Raw genomic sequence first — 18,391 nt, 5'->3', positions numbered from 1 at the left:
TAGGAGGCTTTTTTTATGAATATTGGAATACCAACAGAAATCAAGAATAGTGAAAAACGAGTATCTGTTTCTCCATCTGGAGTAAAGAGTTTGATATCAGCTGGACATACTGTGATCGTGGAAAAAGGAGCAGGAGAAACTGCTGGTTTTTACGATGAACAATATGTAGAGTCGGGAGCTAAAATCGTTTCTACTGCTGAAGAAGTTTGGTCGTCTGATATGGTGATTAAAGTAAAAGAACCACTACCGGAAGAATACGGTTACTTCCGTGAGGATTTGATTATATTCACTTATTTACATTTGGCAGCAAATAAACCACTAACGGATGCTCTTAAGGAGAGCGGTGTAACGGCAATCGGTTATGAAACAATGGTCGGAGCAGACGGCTCATTGCCATTATTAACGCCTATGAGTCAAATTGCTGGTAGAATGTCTATTCAAATTGGAGCACATTTCTTAGAGAACAGTAATGGCGGAAAAGGAATATTATTAGGCGGTACGCCGGGAGTACGCTCCGGAAAAGTGGTTATTATCGGAGGCGGAGTCTCTGGAACAAACGCTGCTAAAATTGCTGTTGGAATGGGAGCAAACGTAGTCGTTTTAGACAACAATCCTAAACGTTTAAGTGAGCTGGGTGAAATATTCGGCAACGCAGTACAAACAATTATGTCGAATGAGTACAATATTGAAGAAGAACTTAAAACGGCAGACCTTGTTATCGGAGCTGTATTGATTCCAGGAGCGAAAGCCCCGCAATTAGTTTCTGAAAAAATGGTCAAACAAATGTCAGCTGGATCAGTAATTGTAGATATCAGTGTTGACCAAGGTGGTATCATCGAAACAGCGGATACTGTTACGACTTTAGATAATCCTGTTTATGTGAAACACGATGTTCTTCACTATGCAGTAGCGAATATTCCAGGAAGCGTAGCGAAAACAGCTACTCAAGCATTGACAAACGTAACGATTCCATATGCTGTAACTATCGCAAATAAAGGTTTGTTGGAAGCTGCTAAAAGCAATTCAACGATATACACGGGTATCAATGTGATGCAAAATCAAGTGACTCACAAAGAAGTTGCCCATTCATTAGAAACAGACTATGTGGAAGCTAGTAAATTATTTCATTAATCTCAATGAATAGAGATCGAAGCGAGGATTAAAAATGGCCAAAAGAAATAAAAAAAGTGAAGTTATCATTCAAGAGACTTCAAATAATACAGAGAATTTTACTGAATTAGAGCTGTTCATCCATAAAGATAAAATTGGGATGATTCAACAGCCAAAAGGTGAGTCTATCACTACTGTTAATAAAAATGGTAATGAAGCGAAAGCTAAAGATATTGATGAAGCCATCAATAATTTGATTATGGATTATAACTTGCATTATATGTAGAATAGGACGCTCGTTCTTCTGTGAGGAACGAGTGGTGTATTTAGAAAAGTATTGTAATTCAACTACAAGGATGTGAACTTGTAATGGAGACTGTTAAGCAACTTCCGTTTAAACAAAGAATGATTCGGCTTTTTAAGGTAAGTAAAGATAATTGGGCTCGAGCAGATGTTACTTCTCAAGCAGGAGAGCTGGCCTACTTCGTATTATTTTCTCTTTTTCCTATTTTATTAGTGATTGCCAATATCATTCCCTTGTTTCCAATAGACGTCAATGCAGTGTTGTCTTACATGGAAACAGCTGTTCCGCCTGATATTTATAGTGTGATTGAGCCTATATTGATTGGGTATTTAAACAGCTCGAGTGGAGGAGTTATCTCGATCGGGTTGATCACGGCCCTCTGGTCAGCCAGTAAAGCGTTTAATTCATTGCAAAATTTATTGAATGAAGTTTATGGGGTCGAATCTAGAAAGAACTTTATTTTGGTACGATTGGTCTCATTATTGATCCAATTGGCTATTGTGTCAATCGTAGGAGTCATCGTTTTTATCTTTGTTTTTGGAGAGTTTATCGTTTCCTTTATTGAAGATCTTTTAAGTATTGATTTGGGAATCATCATGCAAATACTGCAGTTGCGCTGGTTGATATTACTGATCGTATTGGTTTCCTTGTTTATGGCAATTTACTTCTTAGTGCCGAATCACCATTTAGGCATTAAATATGCTGTTCCCGGTGCCATCTTTGCGACTGTCGGCTGGTTAGTATTGTCTCAAGGTTTTTCAATCTACTTACAGTTTGCAGGTGGAGATGCTGCGGCTAATGCAACATTCGGGGTATTCATTGTTCTGATGTTGTGGCTGTACCTCGCTGCAACCATACTTTTATTAGGTGGCTTAATCAATACTATTTATTACGAATACAAAAATGGTCACACAATACAAGAAGCTATTGAAAAAGAAGACGAAGAGAAACCTGAAACCAATGAAAAGAAAAAATTGCCAAAACAACGTAAAAAATTGGTCAAAGTAAAAGAAGTCGAAAAACAATAGAGCATGGAATTAGTCATTTAGTTCTCCGGACAGTACCCAATCGGCAAATGTTAGGTGCTTTTCCTAAAAATTGCCGGGTGGTACTGAGAGTGAGAACTGACTAATGCAACGCGTTTGATAGAGCGTGGAGCCAGCTTGGTCTGCGCAACACGTTTAAAAAGATGAATCTTAGAAGCAGGAATCAGTAGACCTGGACTTCTAAGATTTATTTTTTTGGGCAATTAAGGGTCATGAAATCGACTATTTTCTTAAAATAAATTTGCTGTACTTTATTTGCTTTAGCAGTTGAAAAGCGGAATGATTGAATCTTTAGTGACCGCCTCTCGGAAGTTTATGTCATTTTTACTAAGAAATGAGAAGAGTCCTTTTTTTTACAGCCTTTTTCTTATATAATGATTGAAGCTAAATGAACTAACAAATGAATAATTTATTTGATGTGCAAGGAGATTATTGAAAAAAACATGAGTGAGAAAAAAGAATCTAGAATTGACTATGGAATAGTGCTCTCGTTGTTGTTACTTGCTATTATCAGTATCGCTACAATGTTTTCAACCATTTCGCTGATTGGCGGAGGGGGAATGAGGGCGACGATCATGCATATCGCCTGGTATATTGTCGGTGCTGTTGCTATTATTGTGATTATGCAGTTCGATTCTGAGCAGCTGTGGAAAATTACTCCCTATGCTTATGGTATAGGATTGTTCCTGTTGGTCTTGGTCCTCTTTTTATATGATGAGCCTACCTTCTTAAGGACAGGAGCTAAGAGTTGGTTTAAATTAGGACCGCTGACTTTTCAGCCTTCTGAGGTAATGAAAATTGCTTTTATCTTAATGTTGGCCAGAACAGTAACGAAACACAATGCTGCTTTTGTGAATCATAAGACAGAATCTGATTTTATGCTATTAGGAAAAATCGCTTTAGTTTCTGCACCTCCTATGTTAATGGTTTTGCTGCAAAATGACTTAGGAACGACATTAGTTTTTATTGCTATCGTTATTGGAGTCATTTTAATGTCAGGAGTATCATGGAAAATACTGATTCCTTTATTTGGATCCGTAGCCATTATAGGAGCCACACTTCTGTTACTAGTAGTGTACAATCGAGAATTTTTATACAATTTAGGCTTTAAAGATTACCAATTTTCGCGAATCGACTCATGGTTGGATCCTTACCATGATACTCAAGGAGCGGCTTATCAATTGCTGCAAAGCATCAAAGCGATTGGTTCTGGTAAAGTATTTGGAAAAGGCTTTGGTATTTCAGAAGTTTATGTGCCCGTTAGAGAATCCGATATGATTTTCTCTACGATTGGTGAAAACTTTGGATTTATTGGCGGCGCAGTATTGATTTTGATTTATTTTATGCTGGTTTATCAAATGATTCGCGTCTGCCTAGACACAAAAAATATTTTCTATACGTATATCTCAACCGGTGTTATCATGATGATCGTGTTCCATGTATTTGAGAATGTAGGGATGAGTATTGGACTATTACCTTTAACGGGTATTCCTTTGCCATTTATTTCTCAAGGGGGGTCAGCTTTACTTGGGAACATGATGGGGATTGGTTTGATTATGTCTATGCGGTACCATTACAAGAGTTATATGTTTTCTGAAGATGATGAAGAATTCAGATAAAGGGACTTTTACTTTGAAAAAATTAGCGTTATACTAAATAAAGACAAATGTATTTGGAGGAGATGGTATGTTGCAGTTTTATTGTATTCCAACTTGTTCAACGTGTAAGGCAGCCAAGAAATGGTTGCAGCAACACCAGGTTGAATTGGAGGAAATCAATTTAAAAACCAATCCTCCTGATAAAGAAACCTGGATCAAGATTCTTCAACAGTCTGACTTGCCCTTAAAGCGGTTCTTCAACACAAGCGGTACGGTGTATAAAGAGCGGGGATTGAAAGAGGTCATTCCTGACTTGACGGAACAAGAAGCGGCAGAGCTGTTGGCGAGTGAAGGGATGTTGGTCAAACGACCTTTGATTCTGGCAGACGGCAACAATCTGATCGGGTTTAAAGAAGAAGTGTATGAAGCAATTTGGCAAAAAGAAAGGGAGTCTGTGGTAAATGGCGAATGAAATGAAGTATAGTTCAAATGGACTATGGATAGCTAAAAACGGTGACCATTATCGAGTAGGATTATCTGAAAAAGGACAAGATGATATCGGAGAAATCATGTTCGCAGATGTGCCTAAAGATATCAAAGCTTTGAAAGCCGGTGATTCTTTATTAGGCGTTGAGGGAGCAAAAGCTGTTACAGAATTAGAATCTCCATTAAGCGGAGATGTTGTACAATTCAACGAACGTTTGTTAAACGCTCCAGAAGAATTAAATAAGGAAGATCAAAAAAGCAATTGGATCGTTGAGCTGACAAATATAGATACAAGTGAACTTGCAAAGTTGGAAGACAGTCTACAACAATAAGAAAACAAAAAGTCGTTGACAGACTACGCGGAGACTGATAAACTAACTTCAAGATTAATGGAATAGATTGCTATGAGAAGAAGAGTAAGTTCTAATGGACATTTTTTAGAGAGCTCCGGTTGCTGAAAAGGAGTAGTGGAAATGGAACTGAAGATGGTCTTTGAGCAGAATGAGTGAATGCTTTGCACAAGCTTGTTCCGGGAGCTCCCGATACAGAGTCACAGTATACGAGTCGCAATAGTCTCCGTACTGGTTAAGGTTCATTCAGTGATGGATGAATAAATTAAGGTGGTAACACGAAATGACAGCTTTCGTCCTTTATTTGAGTAAACAACTTGAATAGTGGACGAAAGTTTTTTATTTTATACATTATGAAAAGTTTGAGAGAATGGAGAGCAGCAAATATGATTAATTTATCCAACATAACGAAACGTTTTGACACGAAGCAAGGCCCTTTAACTGCTGTCGACAATGTCAATCTCTCCATTGATAAAGGAGAAATCTATGGCATCATCGGTTATTCCGGTGCAGGTAAGAGTACACTGGTCCGTATGTTCAATGGTCTTGAAAAGCCCACAGAAGGAGATGTTTCTTTAGGAGACAGCATCATTTCCAAATTGACCGGAAAAGATTTAAGACAAAAAAGACAGAAAATCGGGATGATCTTTCAGCATTTCAATCTGTTGTGGTCAAGAACAGTTTTGGAAAATGTGCTCTTGCCATTAGAAATAGCGAAAGTACCTAAGTATGAACAATTAGATAAAGCCAACGGATTGATTCGCCTAGTTGGATTGGAAGGACGGGAAAATGCTTATCCTGCCCAACTATCTGGTGGACAAAAACAGCGGGTCGGCATTGCCCGAGCATTAGCCAATGATCCGGAGTTGCTATTGTGTGATGAAGCAACTAGTGCATTGGACCCTCAAACCACAGATGAGGTATTGGACTTATTATTGGAAATCAATAAGCGTTTGAATTTGACGATCGTGATCATTACACATGAGATGCACGTAGTAAGAAAAATATGCAACAAAGTAGCAGTGATGGAAAATGGAAAAGTGGTTGAAGAGGGCAATGTGTTAGATGTCTTCAAGCGCCCGCAACAAGAAATCACCAAACGCTTTATTCGTCAAGATACGGATCCTGAAAGCGAAGATACTGACTTGGTTCTAAGCCAAGTATTTGCCGATTATCCTGATGGCAAATTGCTTCACTTGACCTTTAACGGTGAGAACTCCAAACAACCCGTTTTGTCTAAGTTGATTCGCAATCACTCAATCGAATTGAATGTCATTCAAGGAAGTATCCAACAAACGCATTCTGGTTCAATTGGTTCACTGTATGTTCAAGTGACTGGAGAACAAGTAGTGATCAGGGATGTTATCCACGATTTACATGACATGAATGTAGAAGTTGAGGTGATCGAACATGTTTAGATCTTTAGTGATCGGAGAAAGTCTTTTAGCGCAATACTTTGATTTTTCTGAAGTCAATTGGGAAAGAATCGGAGAAGCTACTCAAGAAACCTTATTGATGACCATTGGTTCTGTCATCGCCGTATTTATTTTAGGATTGGTTATCGGATTATTATTGTATGAAACAAATGGTAAAAAAAGTATGACCGTAACAATTCTGCATGGAGTTGTCAGTATTTTAGTAAATGTGTTCCGTTCTATTCCGTTTATTATATTAATCGTTTTATTGATTCCATTTACACAGCAAATTGTCGGAACAATGATAGGTCCAGTAGCAGCTTTGCCGGCCTTGATCATATCGTCAGCTCCTTTTTATGGACGGCTGGTTGAAACTGGATTTAGAGAAATTGATAAGGGGGTTATTGAAGCCGCAGAAGCTATGGGAGCCAATAAATGGCAAATTATTTATAAAATTTTGATTCCAGAAAGCATGCCTTCCATCATTGCTGGTATCACGACAACAGCGATTTCGCTAGTCGGCTATACAGCGATGGCTGGAGTTATTGGAGCAGGCGGTCTAGGTAACCTAGCTTATTTGGAAGGATTTCAAAGAAATCAACCGGCTGTAACCTTGGTAGCGACCGTCATTGTATTAGTAATGGTATTTGTGATTCAAGGTATTGGAGATCGCGTAGTAGATCGCGTAGACAAACGCTGAGTTTGAAAAAAGATTATTTGAATAGGGATTAAACTATAAAAAATTATTAGGGGGATTTAAGGTATGAAAAAATCAGTATTTATCAAATCATTAGCAACAGTAGGGGCGGCGTTATTGTTAGCAGCTTGCGGAAATGGTGGGAACTCTGAAGAAGGGGCAAGCGAAGATACAACCATTCGTATTGGAGCGAGCAATACACCACATGCAGAAATATTAGAGTTCGCTGCACCTATTTTGGAAGAGGAAGGCTACACACTGGATATTACGACTTATAACGACTATGTAGTGCCTAATGTAGCATTAGAAGAAGGCGACTTGGATGCCAACTATTTCCAACATGTACCATTCTTCGAAGCAGCAGTAGCTGAAAATGATTACGACTTTGTCAACGCAGGCGGGATTCATTTGGAACCAATCGGCTTATTCTCTCAAGGCTATGCTAGTTTAGAAGAGTTGCCAGACGGCGCGACAGTGCTTGTCAGCAGCAACCAACCTGACTGGGGTCGTATCATCGGAATTTTCCAAGAAGCTGGTCTAGTATCTGTAGATGAAGGAACAGATTTAACGACTGCGACATTTGACGATATTGTGGAAAATCCAAAAAATATTCAATTTGAATACGAAAACGATCCAGCTCTAATGCCTACACTTTACCAACAAGGTGAAGGCGATGTTGTAGCAATCAACTCGAACTTTGCAGTAGATCAAGGTTTAGATCCATTAGAAGACTCTATTGCATTGGAAAGCGAAAGCTCTCCATATGCTAATATCATTGCCGTGAGAAGCGAAGATGCTAAAAATCCTGGTATTTTAAAATTGATCGAAGTATTGAGATCTCAAGAAGTTCAAGATTATATTCTTGAAACATGGGATGGTGCAGTAGTTCCTGTAAGTGAATAATTTTTTCTGATAGAGCCACACCTTTTGTTGTTGAGAAGGTGTTGGTTCTATCTTTTTTGCTGATCGGAGGGTGATTGTGCGTGAGAATTTACTTGAGAGGGGCGGCTACTTATAAAATAAAGTAGATTAGGTGCTGAAATTTTAGTTATCAGGGTTCTAGCGAATAAAACAAAGCAAATTACTCAATGAAATGTGAGATAGAAGGGCTCTATCTCACAAAAGCCGCTGAAATCTGGAGCGAATTGTGATTTATAAGGGTTCTAGCGGATAAAGCAAAGCAAATTACTCAGTGAAATGTGAGATAGAATCCCACTATCTCATAACGTCAGAAAACACCCCCAAAACTGACAAACAGTTTGGGGGTGTTTAATAGTTAAAACTATCTTATTCAGAAATTGTTGCAGAAAATTGGCTGTTGTACAAGTTTGCGTAAAAGCCGCCTTGTTCTAATAATGAATCATGTGTACCTTGTTCAATAATCGAACCTTGGTCCATGACTAGAATCAAATCAGCATTACGAATAGTAGACAAGCGGTGAGCGATAACAAAGCTCGTGCGTCCTTCCATAACTTTATCCATGGCTTCTTGGATCAGTTTCTCTAAACGAGTATCTACAGAACTGGTCGCTTCATCTAAAATCAAAATATCGGGATCAGCTAAAACTGTACGAGCAATCGTCATCAATTGTTTTTGGCCCAATGAAATATTGCTGGCTTCTTGATTGATTTCCATACCGTAACCATTTGGCAAAGTTTGGATGAAGTGATTGACGTTTGCGATGTCAGCTGCATGAATCACTTCATCATCGGTTGCTTCCAATTTTCCAAAACGAAGATTCTCCATGACAGTATCTTGGTATAACCAAGCGTCTTGGAGTACCATACCGAAATGTTTTCGCAGGTCGGAACGAGTCAATTTCTTGATATCCACGCCATCAACTTTGATACTACCGCCGTCAACGTCATAGAAGCGCATCAACAAGTTGACTAAAGTAGTCTTACCAGCGCCTGTTGGACCAACGATAGCGACCATTTCACCAGGATTGACATGAACACTGATGTCTGTCATCAAAGGATTTTTTTCATTGTAGCTGAATGAAATATGATCAAACTCAACGGTACCTTGTACTTTTTCTGGTAAAGTAGTCATCACCATACCTTGAACTTCTTCCGGTTCATCTAAGAGTTCAAAAATACGGCCAGCTGCTGCTCCAGCACTTTGCATGATACCTGACAATTGCGAGATTGTCGTAATCGGCTGATTAACTTGCCATACATATTGAACGAAAGCTTGTAAGTTCCCGATAGTCAAAGTACCGTTAAAAGCAAAGAAACTACCGATCATAGCCACTAATATATAAGCCAGATTAGAAACCAGTCCTACTATTGGAGCCATTAGAGAAGAAATAAAACTGGCTTTGAAACCATGCTCACGCAAGTTTAAGTTGCGTCTCTTGAACTCTTTGATAGAATCTTCTTCTTTTCCGTATAATTTGATTTCTGTAAAACCATTTAAGTTTTCTTGCGTAAAACCAAATAGATCTCCCAGAGCGTCTGCTTGACCACGGAATGAACTTTGTGATTTAGCAATTACCACACGAGCGACTAAAATAGCGATAGGAATGGTCATAATGACAATCAATGCTAGAGAGAAATTAAGAGTCAACATCATTACAATGGCAAAAGCAATTCCCAACACACCGTTCAATACTTGTATCAATGATTGCTGCAATGCATTGGTGATAGCATCTATATCACTGGTAACACGACTTAAAATATCTCCAATTTGATGTTTGTCAAAATAAGAAACCGGCATACGATTTATCTTAGAAGAAATATCGTTCCGTAAATCACGCATCCCTTTTTGAACTACATTTGTTAAGGTATATTGCGAAATGTATTGTGAACCGTGATAGAACATACCACGGATAAAATAGGCAATCAAAACTTTTGTTAAGTAAGGGTAATTCATCCCTGCACCTTCGACACCACGAACAATATCAGCAAGGTTAGCCGTAATTTCTGTAATGGCTAAACCGATAATGAAAGGTTCAAGGGCGCTTGAAATCGATAGTAAGACAGTTCCAAAGATAGAAATAAAGAACTGACCACGGTAATTTCTAAGATAAACCCATAACCGAGTAATTTGTTTTAGTCCTTTCATTGGTTTAATTCCTCCTCACTTAATTGAGATGATGCAATTTCACGATAAAGCGGGCTGTTTTGAAGCAGCTCTTTATGCGTTCCTTTTGCAGCGATTTCTCCTTCATCGAGTAAGATGATTTGGTCAGCATTCATAATGGAACTTACTCGTTGACCAACAATAATGGTAGTAGCGTTTTGCGTAACTTGGCTTAAACGATTTCTTAAAACAGCATCCGTTTTAAAATCTAGTGCTGAGAAACTATCATCAAATACATATATACTCGGTTTACGAATAATTGCCCGTGCAATAGACAGACGTTGTTTTTGGCCGCCAGATAAGTTGCTTCCACCTTCAGCTAAAACTGTTTCGTAATGATTTTTTAAGCGCTCGATGAACTCTTTGGATTGAGAGACATCTGAAGCTTCTTCAATTTCATTGTGAGTAGCATCCCAGTTACCATATTTCAAGTTCTCAGTGATGCTTCCTGTAAAGAGTAAAGCCTTTTGCGGTGTGAAACCAATTTTGCGTCGCAAAGCTTTCAGATTGTACTCACGAATATCAATGCCATCGACTAAAATACGTCCTTCAGTCACATCGTAAAAACGAGGAATCAACTGAACAATAGAAGATTTCCCACTTCCTGTTGACCCGATAAAAGCAACCGTTTCTCCAGGTTTAGATTCAAAACTAATATTTTTTAATACGGGTTTATCTGCATCAGGATAAGCAAAACCTACATTATCAAATGTAATGTAACCTTCTGTTTCCGTTACTTGAATACCGTTTTCGTTTGGATCGATAGAGCTTTGTTTTTCCAGGACTTCTCGTAAACGATTTGCGCTGACAGAAGCTCTTGGGTACATAATGAAAATATTTGCGAACATTAATAATGAAAATAATGCATGGAAAGCATATTCGATAAAAGCGACTAAAACCCCAACTTGAATATTTCCCGCAGCGATTTGACTGGCACCTAACCAGACAATCGCAATAATTACGATATTGATAATGAGAGAAAATCCAGGTTGAGTAATAGCCACTATCTTAAACAGTCGAGAAGAGACTTTACGGTAATCATTGTTGGTATCATTGAATCGTTTTTCTTGAAACTCTTCGCGGTTGAAGGCCCGTATGACTCGTAAACCGGTTAAGTTTTCTCTCAGTATACGGTTGATATTATCTAAGAGTGACTGTTGTTTTTTAGACAACGGTTGTGTAGCACGCGCAATGAATAGAATCAATAAAATAATAATCGGCATTGCTGGAAGTACCGCAATAGCTAAATCTGGGCTGGTCTGTACAATCATCATACCGCTCACGATGATCATCAAAGGGGTAACTACACCAAGACGTAAGATCATTTCAGTAAATTGCAGCAATACAAAGGCATCGGTTGTAATACGAGTCCCAAGAGAAGAAACCCCGATTTCATTGTATTCAGCGTGAGAATATTTCATCATACTGGTATAGGCATCATTTCGCATGTCCATAGTCATGGTATTAACAATTTTACTCGATGCATAAGAATTGACGATTCTTCCGATAAAACCGAAGATAGTCAGCAATAACATAAAAATAGCATATCGCCAAATTAAAGAGCGATCGCCTGGAATGATTGCATTATCAATCATTTGTGCCAACAAAGTAGGAAGGCCTAAATTGATTAAAATAAATCCTAAGGCTCCAATAATATTGATAACGAGTAATTTAGGGTATTTCCGAAGATACTGCCAAATAAATTTCATATATATAAACGCTCCTTATCTTAAAATTTTTAATAACAACCTTAACGTAACTAAACAAAAGAAACGGCCTAATGCAGGTGCACTAGGCTCAATGAGTTTATTTTATGTTTTTATCCTACTAAAAGCAATTGCTTTCTTGCTAAAAGTGAATTTTTTTTATCTGAAGAGACTAAAACGTTAGTGAACTGGTGTGTAAAGTGGGGGATAATAAGGTGTTTTTAAACACTCCACTTCTCATAATCTTCGTCAGCCATTGATTCTACCATTCCAACCAAATACCCATTTCCAACTTGAGAGAAGAAGTCATGATTTGAAGTTCCAGTTGAGATCCCATTCATAATAACCGGATCTACATCGTCCGCGGTATCTGGGAATAAAGGATCAAAACCTAAATTTTGCAATGCTTTATTGGCATTGTACCGCAAGAAAACTTTGACGCGCTCAGTCCAACCCATCTCGTCATACAAGTATTGAGTATAATTTACTTCATTCTGGTAAAGAGTAAACAACAATTCATACGTCCAATTCTTGATTTGTTCTTGTTCGTTTTCAGGAAGCTGATTGTACGCAATTTGGAATTTGTATCCAATATAAGTTCCGTGGACCGATTCGTCACGTAAAATCAATTTGATGATTTCAGCTACGTTTGGCAATTTGTTATTGCCTAAATAATGAAGCGGAGCAAAGAAACCTGAATAAAATAAGAAAGATTCCAGCAATACACTAGCTACTTTACGTTCTAAATCCGTTCCGTTTTGATAAACGTGGTTGATAATTTCAGCTTTCTTTTGAAGCATTTCATTTGTGTTGGTCCATTGGAAAATTTCATCAATTTCTGATTTAGTATTCAGCGTACTGAAGATAGCACTGTAACTTTTCGCGTGCATAGATTCCATGAATTGAATATTGTTGTATACAGCTTCTTCGTGCTGCGTACGAATCGAGTCCTTTAGAGAAGCTACTCCATCTTGAGATTGAAGAGTGTCCAGTAAAGTAAGACCGCCAAACACCTTTCCCATCATATCTTGTTCATCTTTTGGAAGATTGTACCAGTCGTTCAAATCGTTTGACACTGGGATACGTGTATCGGTCCAAAACTGTTCAACCAACTTTTCCCAAGTTAATTTATCAATCATATCCTCAATTTTGTTCCAGTTTATAGCATGATATTGTTCAGTCATTGCATCAACTTCTCCTTACTTTCGAGTTTATTCGTAGTGTTAAAAGTGCTTTGCTGTAGGTGTGGAGGAGAAATAAGTAAAGAATTTAAAAGGTTTGATTTATCCTGTTTCACTAATAAAGTGGACAAATCGCAAGGAACTCCCTGCTGATTTGTCCATTTTAATCTACTCCCACGTTATCCACAGATTTTTGAGGTGAAAAGAACCCCATTCAAACTTTCCTATTTTCTTGTCGTGTCTACCAAGCGACCTCCGCATCCTTTAGTAGAGCTGCAATCGCTTGACTCTCGGTAAAATCATTCTCTTTTTTGAGGACAAAAAGCGTCCTCTAAAAAGAGAATAGATTTTCCATTCGAGTCAGACCAGCGATTTCCGCATCCTGTTCTAGTAGAGCTGCGGTCGCTAGACACTCGAGAAAAAGATAAATTCAATTGAGGATAAAAGGCATCCTCAGTTGAATTTCCTATTTTCTTGTCGTGTCTCCCAAGCGACCTCCGCATCGTATAGTAGAGCTGCGAGGCCTAGCAATTTTGCAAAAAAGATAAATTATGTTTGGGACTGAGAAACGCCCCAATCATAATTTTCTATTTTTGCGTCATTGCTCCCAAGGCCTCTCCGCATCCTGTTTAAATAGTACAGCTTTCGCATTGGTTGGAGCCTATTTCTTCTGAGTTTTCTGTGAAGGTTCTGACATAGTAAATGGATTTGATGCCTTTTTTCCATGCATAGTGTCTTAAAATGTTTAAGTCACGCGTGGTTTGCTTGTTAGTACGTCCCATTTTCCATTCGTATAATCCAGCAGGAATTTCAGATCGCATAAAGAGTGTTAAACTCATTCCTTGGTCAATGTGTTTTTGAGCTGCTGCATAGACATCAATGACTTTACGCATATCAATATCGTAAGCAGAAGTGTAGTAAGACAACGTTTCATTTGATAGATAAGGAGCAGGGTAATAAGTTTTACCTGTTTTCTTCTCTTGACGTTCTTCAATCAAACGAGTGATTGGGTGCAGGCTGGAAGACGTTTCGTTTACATAACTGATCGAACCAGTCGGCGCTACAGCTAAACGGTTTTGGTGGTACAATCCGCCAGTCATAATAGAATCTTTTAAAACTTCCCAATCTGCGGCTGTTGGTACTTGCAAATCGTCAAATAAGTGTTGTACTTTTTCGCTTTCGAAGTTGAAATCTGCTGCAGTGTATTTGTCGAAATATTCTCCACTAGCGTATTTAGACTTCTCGAAGTTGTGGAAAGTTTCCTTACGTTCCATAGCGATTTGATTGCTGGCTTTCAATGTATAATAGTTCAACAACATGAAGTAAGCATCTGTAAATTCAACCGATTCCGATGAACCGTAAGTGATTTGGTTCAATGCTAAATAAGTGTGTAGGCCCATCGCACCTAAACCGATTGTATGGTAGCGGTCATTTCCATTTTTGATCGAAGGAACAGCTGAAATGCTGGATTGATCCGTAACAGTTGTCAACGCACGCACCATTGCATTCACTGATTTGCCAAAATCTGGAGATTTCATCAAGTTTACGATATTGGTCGAACCTAGGTTACAACTAATGTCAGTTCCTAAAGTTTCATAGGATTGATCATTATTGATCAGTGAAGGTTCTTGTATTTGCAAGATTTCACTACATAAGTTACTCATCGTGATCGTTCCATAAACCGGATTTTCACGGTTTGCTGTATCAATGTTGATGATATAAGGATAACCAGACTCTTGTTGCAATTTAGAGATTTCATTTTCCAAGTCACGTGCACGGATTTTTGATTTCCGTACTTCTTCATTATTTACCAAATTATCGTACTCAGCAGTAATGTCTACATAGGCAAAAGGTCTGCCATAAATGCGTTCCACATCATACGGGCTGAACAAGTACATCTGCTCATCATGGGCACACAATTCGTAGAATTTATCCGGTACAGTCAAACCAAGAGAGAGTGTTTTAACACGGACCTTTTCATCGGCATTTTCTTTCTTAGTCGATAAGAAAGAAACAATGTCCGGATGGAAGACGTTCAAATATACTGCTCCAGCACCATTGCGTTGTCCTAACTGATTTGAATAGCTGAAGCTGTCTTCCAATAATTTCATAACTGGGACAACACCGCTAGAGGCATTTTCAATTTTCTTGATTGGATCTCCTGCAGCACGCAAGTTGGACAAGTTCACTCCAACTCCGCCACCGATACGCGACAATTGCAATGCACTGTTGACGGTACGGCCGATGCTGTTCATGTCATCTGTTGCTTGGATCAAGAAACAAGACACTAATTCACCACGACGTTTACGTCCAGCGTTTAAGAAGGTAGGAGTAGCCGGTTGATAACGTTGATTGATGATTTCATCCGCAATCGTCCAAGCCAATTCTGTGTCGCCCTCTGCTAAATACAAAGCGTTAAACACAATACGGTCTTCATAACGTTCTAAGAAACGTTTGCCATCATTCGTTTTTAAAGCATATTGTGTGTAGAATTTGTAAGCCGACATAAACGAACGGAAGCGGAATTTACGGTTGTACATTTCATTAAACAAGTCTTTAACGAATTGTCTGTCGTATTGGTTCAAAAATTCTTCTTCGATATAATCGTTAGTAATCAAGTAGTTTAATTTTTCATCTAAAGTATAGAAGAAAACCGTGTTGGGATTCACATATTCCAAGAAGTAAGCACGCACGGCTTCACGATCTTTGTGCAATGGGATAGATCCATTGACTGGTCGATTCAATTCATTGTTCAGTTTAAAATAAGTGACCTCATTGGGTTTTGTAGCTAATTTAGGCTTTTCCAAGGTCGTTCACCGCTTTCTTTAATTTTTTTACATCTTCGTCATTCCCTTGAAATTCAAAGGTATGTAATAATGGTACATCATATTCAGCTGCCAAATCTTTTGCTGTAAAGACAAACAATTGAGCAAAATTCAAGTTCCCGCCGCCCGCGATGCCCTTAAAGTACTGTTTGTTATCAGCAGTTTCAAGAAAATCATTCAGAATTTCGGTAGCTTCTTTTTCATAGGTCGGCGTAACGATCACAAAAGGTTCGTTAATACTGATAAATGGATTTGTCGGAGTCAATTCCAACAAATCCATATCTAATTTTTGAACAAATTTTCTCGTTTGGCCGGTTAAAGAAATAAAAACTATTTTCATGCTAATTGGTCCAATAAATCTGGGCGGAATCCATTAAATGCATCTTGTCCATCAGCTAAGATGACAGGTACAGAGCTGAAACCTAATTCTTTGACTTCTGCTAATGCTTCTTCAGACTCAAATATATCTTTTATTTCGTAAAGAACACCTTTATCATCTAAGTATTTTTTGGTAAAATTACATTGCATGCAATTTGGTTTTGAGTAAATTACGATAGTTTTATCAGCCATTTTTCATTCTCCTTTGAACTTTTCTCTTAGTAGTTTTTATTCTACACTCCTTCAAAGAGAGTTGCAATCGAAATACTATATTTTGATAAATTATCCTATTCACAAGCTTCTAAACACAATATGTAGTGTTTTGCAAGCTTTTTTATTTTTGTCCGAAACAGCAAAAAAAGACTTCCATAACGCATTTTTACGGAAGTCTTTGATTTTTTTTTTATAAAGCAGGCGCATTATTTTTTTTTACTCGACTTACAAACTCAGTAAAGAGTTGTTGCATTTTTTTATCGGTTTTAATCATCAACTCTGGATGCCACTGAACGGCTACGATACTAGTTTCAGGATCTTTAGCTTCAAAAGCTTCAATCAATCGGTCCTTGCTCCAAGCAACTGCTTCAAATGGATCTGCTAATTCTTTGATGGCTTGATGATGATAAGAATTGACAACATAAGTCGTTCCGTAAATTCTAGCTAAACGACTGTCGGGATCAATAGTCACCGTATGAGCTCCATTGTCATACATCGTTTGTTGAATATGTTGCACGGTCAAATCTGAGTAAGAGCTAGCCAGATCTTGATACAAAGAACCTCCGAAAGCCACATTTAAGATCTGCATCCCACGGCATACTGCTAAGATTGGTTTCTTTTGCTGAATGGCTTCATTGATCAAAGCTATTTCAAAAGTATCTCGAATAGGACTAGTTGTTCCTAAAGCAGGAATCGGTTCTTCACCATACAATAGAGGGGAAACATCTTGACCACCAGCTAATAATAATCCATCGATTCGCGAAATGTATTCTTTCGCATCTTCTGGGTTTCCAAGCGGGAGGACAGAAGGCAGACCGTAAGCGGTCGTTATTCCCTCTACAAAACCTTGAGGAGTATACGTAATCGGCAATCCATCAAAATTAGGCGATTGTGGGGTTAAAATATTTCCCGGAATTCCAATAATCGGTTTCATCAATACACTTCCTTTCCAAAAGCAAACCAATCCATTATGGTTAGCCCTTATTTTACATGAATTAGGATGAAAAAGGTAGTGCGACTATAATGTGGATGAGGAAAACTTGTTTAAATTACATTGTGCTTAATTTAACATGCTTGTGCGTTTGAAAGTTTTTTTATGTCTTTAATGTTGTTTTAACAATGTGTAAATATTGTTCGTTTTTGTATAAAGTAGTGAAAATATACGATTATTCTGTTATTATTAGCCTATTAAAGGAAGCAGAGAAAAGAGGGATTCTTCATGTCAGTTTTAGAAATCAAAGATTTGCATGTTTTTATAGAAGAAAAGGAAATTTTAAAAGGGGTCAATTTGGTCATTAAAACAGGTGAGATCCATGCCATTATGGGACCAAATGGGACAGGGAAATCCACCTTATCAGCAGCTATCATGGGACATCCAAGCTATACTGTCACAAAAGGCAAGATTTTATTAGATGGAGAAAATGTGCTGGAAATGGAAGTGGATGAACGCGCTCGAGCGGGATTATTTTTAGCAGTCCAATACCCAAGTGAGATTGCTGGGGTCACGAACGCTGAGTTCATGCGAGCAGCTATCAATGCCAGAAGAGCAGAAGACGACAAAATCGGCGTCATGTCATTTATTAAAAAATTGGATGAAAAAATGGCAGTATTAGATATGCCGGAAGAAATGGCTGAACGTTATCTGAACGAAGGATTTTCCGGCGGGGAGAAGAAGCGAAATGAGATTTTGCAATTGATGATGATTGAGCCTACTTTTGCTATTTTAGATGAAATCGATTCAGGATTAGATATCGATGCCCTGCAAGTGGTGTCTAAAGGGGTCAACGCGATGCGTGGAGAGAACTTTGGTTCATTGATTATTACGCATTACCAACGTTTATTGAATTATATCGTGCCAGATGTAGTGCACATCATGATGAACGGTAAAGTGGTCTTGACTGGTGGAGCCGAATTGGCCAGACGTTTAGAAAGTGAAGGGTACAAAGGGATCAGCGAAGATTTAGGATTAGAAGTAGAAACCACTGAAGGTTAGGAGGA

Annotated in this window: 17 protein-coding genes and 1 other annotated feature; of the genes, 10 read left to right on the top strand and 7 right to left on the bottom strand. The window is 38.3% G+C overall.

Annotation, left to right across the window (positions count from 1 at the left end; translation table 11 throughout):
• Positions 1-15: 15 nt before the first annotated feature.
• From ald to ACEN4I_RS03700, 9 genes are all read left to right on the top strand, one after another.
• A complete protein-coding gene (gene ald, locus ACEN4I_RS03740; RefSeq protein WP_407096899.1) occupies positions 16-1,131 on the top strand; it encodes an alanine dehydrogenase in 1,116 nt (371 codons plus the stop codon).
• Between the two features lie 34 nt (positions 1,132-1,165).
• Positions 1,166-1,396: a DUF2969 family protein gene (locus tag ACEN4I_RS03735; protein WP_407096898.1), complete on the top strand. Its 231-nt coding sequence runs from the start codon at positions 1,166-1,168 to the stop codon at positions 1,394-1,396.
• An 83-nt stretch (positions 1,397-1,479) separates the two neighbouring features.
• Positions 1,480-2,442 carry a YihY/virulence factor BrkB family protein gene (locus ACEN4I_RS03730; protein WP_407096897.1) on the top strand — a complete coding sequence of 321 codons (963 nt, stop codon included), beginning with the start codon at positions 1,480-1,482 and terminating at the stop codon, positions 2,440-2,442.
• A gap of 461 nt (positions 2,443-2,903) precedes the next feature.
• A complete protein-coding gene (locus tag ACEN4I_RS03725) occupies positions 2,904-4,079 on the top strand; it encodes an FtsW/RodA/SpoVE family cell cycle protein (RefSeq protein WP_407102177.1) in 1,176 nt (391 codons plus the stop codon).
• Between the two features lie 67 nt (positions 4,080-4,146).
• Positions 4,147-4,530 (top strand): arsenate reductase family protein, encoded by a 384-nt coding sequence (locus ACEN4I_RS03720; RefSeq protein ID WP_407102176.1) that lies wholly within the window; start codon positions 4,147-4,149, stop codon positions 4,528-4,530.
• Entirely contained in the window at positions 4,520-4,876 is a 357-nt protein-coding gene (locus ACEN4I_RS03715) for a glycine cleavage system protein H (RefSeq protein ID WP_407102175.1), read from the top strand. Before ACEN4I_RS03720 ends, ACEN4I_RS03715 begins: the two co-directional genes overlap by 11 nt.
• 63 nt (positions 4,877-4,939) lie before the next feature.
• Positions 4,940-5,198: a binding site (T-box leader), on the top strand.
• 82 nt (positions 5,199-5,280) lie between these two features.
• The gene (locus ACEN4I_RS03710; RefSeq protein WP_407102174.1) at positions 5,281-6,312 is read left to right on the top strand and encodes a methionine ABC transporter ATP-binding protein; all 1,032 of its coding nucleotides are present in this window, start codon (positions 5,281-5,283) and stop codon (positions 6,310-6,312) included.
• A complete protein-coding gene (locus ACEN4I_RS03705; protein WP_407096892.1) occupies positions 6,305-7,009 on the top strand; it encodes a methionine ABC transporter permease in 705 nt (234 codons plus the stop codon). Before ACEN4I_RS03710 ends, ACEN4I_RS03705 begins: the two co-directional genes overlap by 8 nt.
• 63 nt (positions 7,010-7,072) lie before the next feature.
• Positions 7,073-7,909, top strand: coding sequence for a MetQ/NlpA family ABC transporter substrate-binding protein (locus ACEN4I_RS03700; protein WP_407102172.1), 837 nt, complete (start codon positions 7,073-7,075; stop codon positions 7,907-7,909).
• 384 nt (positions 7,910-8,293) lie between these two features.
• Here ACEN4I_RS03700 and ACEN4I_RS03695 read toward each other — a convergent pair whose 3' ends face one another.
• From ACEN4I_RS03695 to ACEN4I_RS03665, 7 genes are all read right to left on the bottom strand, one after another.
• The gene (locus tag ACEN4I_RS03695) at positions 8,294-10,072 is read right to left on the bottom strand and encodes an ABC transporter ATP-binding protein (RefSeq protein ID WP_407102171.1); all 1,779 of its coding nucleotides are present in this window, start codon (positions 10,070-10,072) and stop codon (positions 8,294-8,296) included.
• Positions 10,069-11,799, bottom strand: a complete 1,731-nt coding sequence (locus ACEN4I_RS03690; RefSeq protein ID WP_407102169.1) for an ABC transporter ATP-binding protein — start codon at positions 11,797-11,799, stop codon at positions 10,069-10,071. Before ACEN4I_RS03690 ends, ACEN4I_RS03695 begins: the two co-directional genes overlap by 4 nt.
• Before the next feature lie 218 nt (positions 11,800-12,017).
• On the bottom strand, positions 12,018-12,980 hold the full coding sequence (gene nrdF, locus ACEN4I_RS03685) for a class 1b ribonucleoside-diphosphate reductase subunit beta (RefSeq protein ID WP_407102168.1): 963 nt from the start codon (positions 12,978-12,980) through the stop codon (positions 12,018-12,020).
• 626 nt (positions 12,981-13,606) lie between these two features.
• Complete coding sequence (gene nrdE / locus ACEN4I_RS03680) at positions 13,607-15,784, bottom strand: class 1b ribonucleoside-diphosphate reductase subunit alpha (RefSeq protein WP_407102167.1); 2,178 nt, start codon at positions 15,782-15,784, stop codon at positions 13,607-13,609.
• Entirely contained in the window at positions 15,771-16,142 is a 372-nt protein-coding gene (locus tag ACEN4I_RS03675) for a ribonucleotide reductase stimulatory protein (RefSeq protein WP_407096886.1), read from the bottom strand. Before ACEN4I_RS03675 ends, nrdE begins: the two co-directional genes overlap by 14 nt.
• Positions 16,139-16,372: a glutaredoxin-like protein NrdH gene (nrdH, locus tag ACEN4I_RS03670; RefSeq protein WP_407096885.1), complete on the bottom strand. Its 234-nt coding sequence runs from the start codon at positions 16,370-16,372 to the stop codon at positions 16,139-16,141. Before nrdH ends, ACEN4I_RS03675 begins: the two co-directional genes overlap by 4 nt.
• A gap of 211 nt (positions 16,373-16,583) precedes the next feature.
• Positions 16,584-17,327: a gamma-glutamyl-gamma-aminobutyrate hydrolase family protein gene (locus ACEN4I_RS03665; RefSeq protein ID WP_407096884.1), complete on the bottom strand. Its 744-nt coding sequence runs from the start codon at positions 17,325-17,327 to the stop codon at positions 16,584-16,586.
• Positions 17,328-17,612: 285 nt separating this feature from the next.
• Between ACEN4I_RS03665 and sufC the strand changes: the two genes are divergently transcribed.
• Positions 17,613-18,386 (top strand): Fe-S cluster assembly ATPase SufC, encoded by a 774-nt coding sequence (sufC, locus tag ACEN4I_RS03660; RefSeq protein ID WP_407096883.1) that lies wholly within the window; start codon positions 17,613-17,615, stop codon positions 18,384-18,386.
• Positions 18,387-18,391 lie beyond the last annotated feature (5 nt).

Origin of the sequence: Desemzia sp. FAM 23990 (genome assembly GCF_045528485.1) — a bacterium.
GTDB lineage: Bacteria > Bacillota > Bacilli > Lactobacillales > Carnobacteriaceae > Desemzia.
This window is presented reverse-complemented; position numbering and strand designations above follow the sequence as displayed.

Bases quoted from the DNA above. Each gene is read 5' to 3' on its own strand.
- ald (WP_407096899.1), top strand. From the start codon at position 16: ATGAATATTGGAATACCAACAGAAATCAAGAATAGTGAAAAACGAGTA.
- ACEN4I_RS03735 (WP_407096898.1), top strand. From the start codon at position 1,166: ATGGCCAAAAGAAATAAAAAAAGTGAAGTTATCATTCAAGAGACTTCA.
- ACEN4I_RS03730 (WP_407096897.1), top strand. From the start codon at position 1,480: ATGGAGACTGTTAAGCAACTTCCGTTTAAACAAAGAATGATTCGGCTT.
- ACEN4I_RS03725 (WP_407102177.1), top strand. From the start codon at position 2,904: ATGAGTGAGAAAAAAGAATCTAGAATTGACTATGGAATAGTGCTCTCG.
- ACEN4I_RS03720 (WP_407102176.1), top strand. From the start codon at position 4,147: ATGTTGCAGTTTTATTGTATTCCAACTTGTTCAACGTGTAAGGCAGCC.
- ACEN4I_RS03715 (WP_407102175.1), top strand. From the start codon at position 4,520: ATGGCGAATGAAATGAAGTATAGTTCAAATGGACTATGGATAGCTAAA.
- ACEN4I_RS03710 (WP_407102174.1), top strand. From the start codon at position 5,281: ATGATTAATTTATCCAACATAACGAAACGTTTTGACACGAAGCAAGGC.
- ACEN4I_RS03705 (WP_407096892.1), top strand. From the start codon at position 6,305: ATGTTTAGATCTTTAGTGATCGGAGAAAGTCTTTTAGCGCAATACTTT.
- ACEN4I_RS03700 (WP_407102172.1), top strand. From the start codon at position 7,073: ATGAAAAAATCAGTATTTATCAAATCATTAGCAACAGTAGGGGCGGCG.
- ACEN4I_RS03695 (WP_407102171.1), bottom strand. From the start codon at position 10,072: ATGAAAGGACTAAAACAAATTACTCGGTTATGGGTTTATCTTAGAAAT.
- ACEN4I_RS03690 (WP_407102169.1), bottom strand. From the start codon at position 11,799: ATGAAATTTATTTGGCAGTATCTTCGGAAATACCCTAAATTACTCGTT.
- nrdF (WP_407102168.1), bottom strand. From the start codon at position 12,980: ATGACTGAACAATATCATGCTATAAACTGGAACAAAATTGAGGATATG.
- ACEN4I_RS03675 (WP_407096886.1), bottom strand. From the start codon at position 16,142: ATGAAAATAGTTTTTATTTCTTTAACCGGCCAAACGAGAAAATTTGTT.
- nrdH (WP_407096885.1), bottom strand. From the start codon at position 16,372: ATGGCTGATAAAACTATCGTAATTTACTCAAAACCAAATTGCATGCAA.
- ACEN4I_RS03665 (WP_407096884.1), bottom strand. From the start codon at position 17,327: ATGAAACCGATTATTGGAATTCCGGGAAATATTTTAACCCCACAATCG.
- sufC (WP_407096883.1), top strand. From the start codon at position 17,613: ATGTCAGTTTTAGAAATCAAAGATTTGCATGTTTTTATAGAAGAAAAG.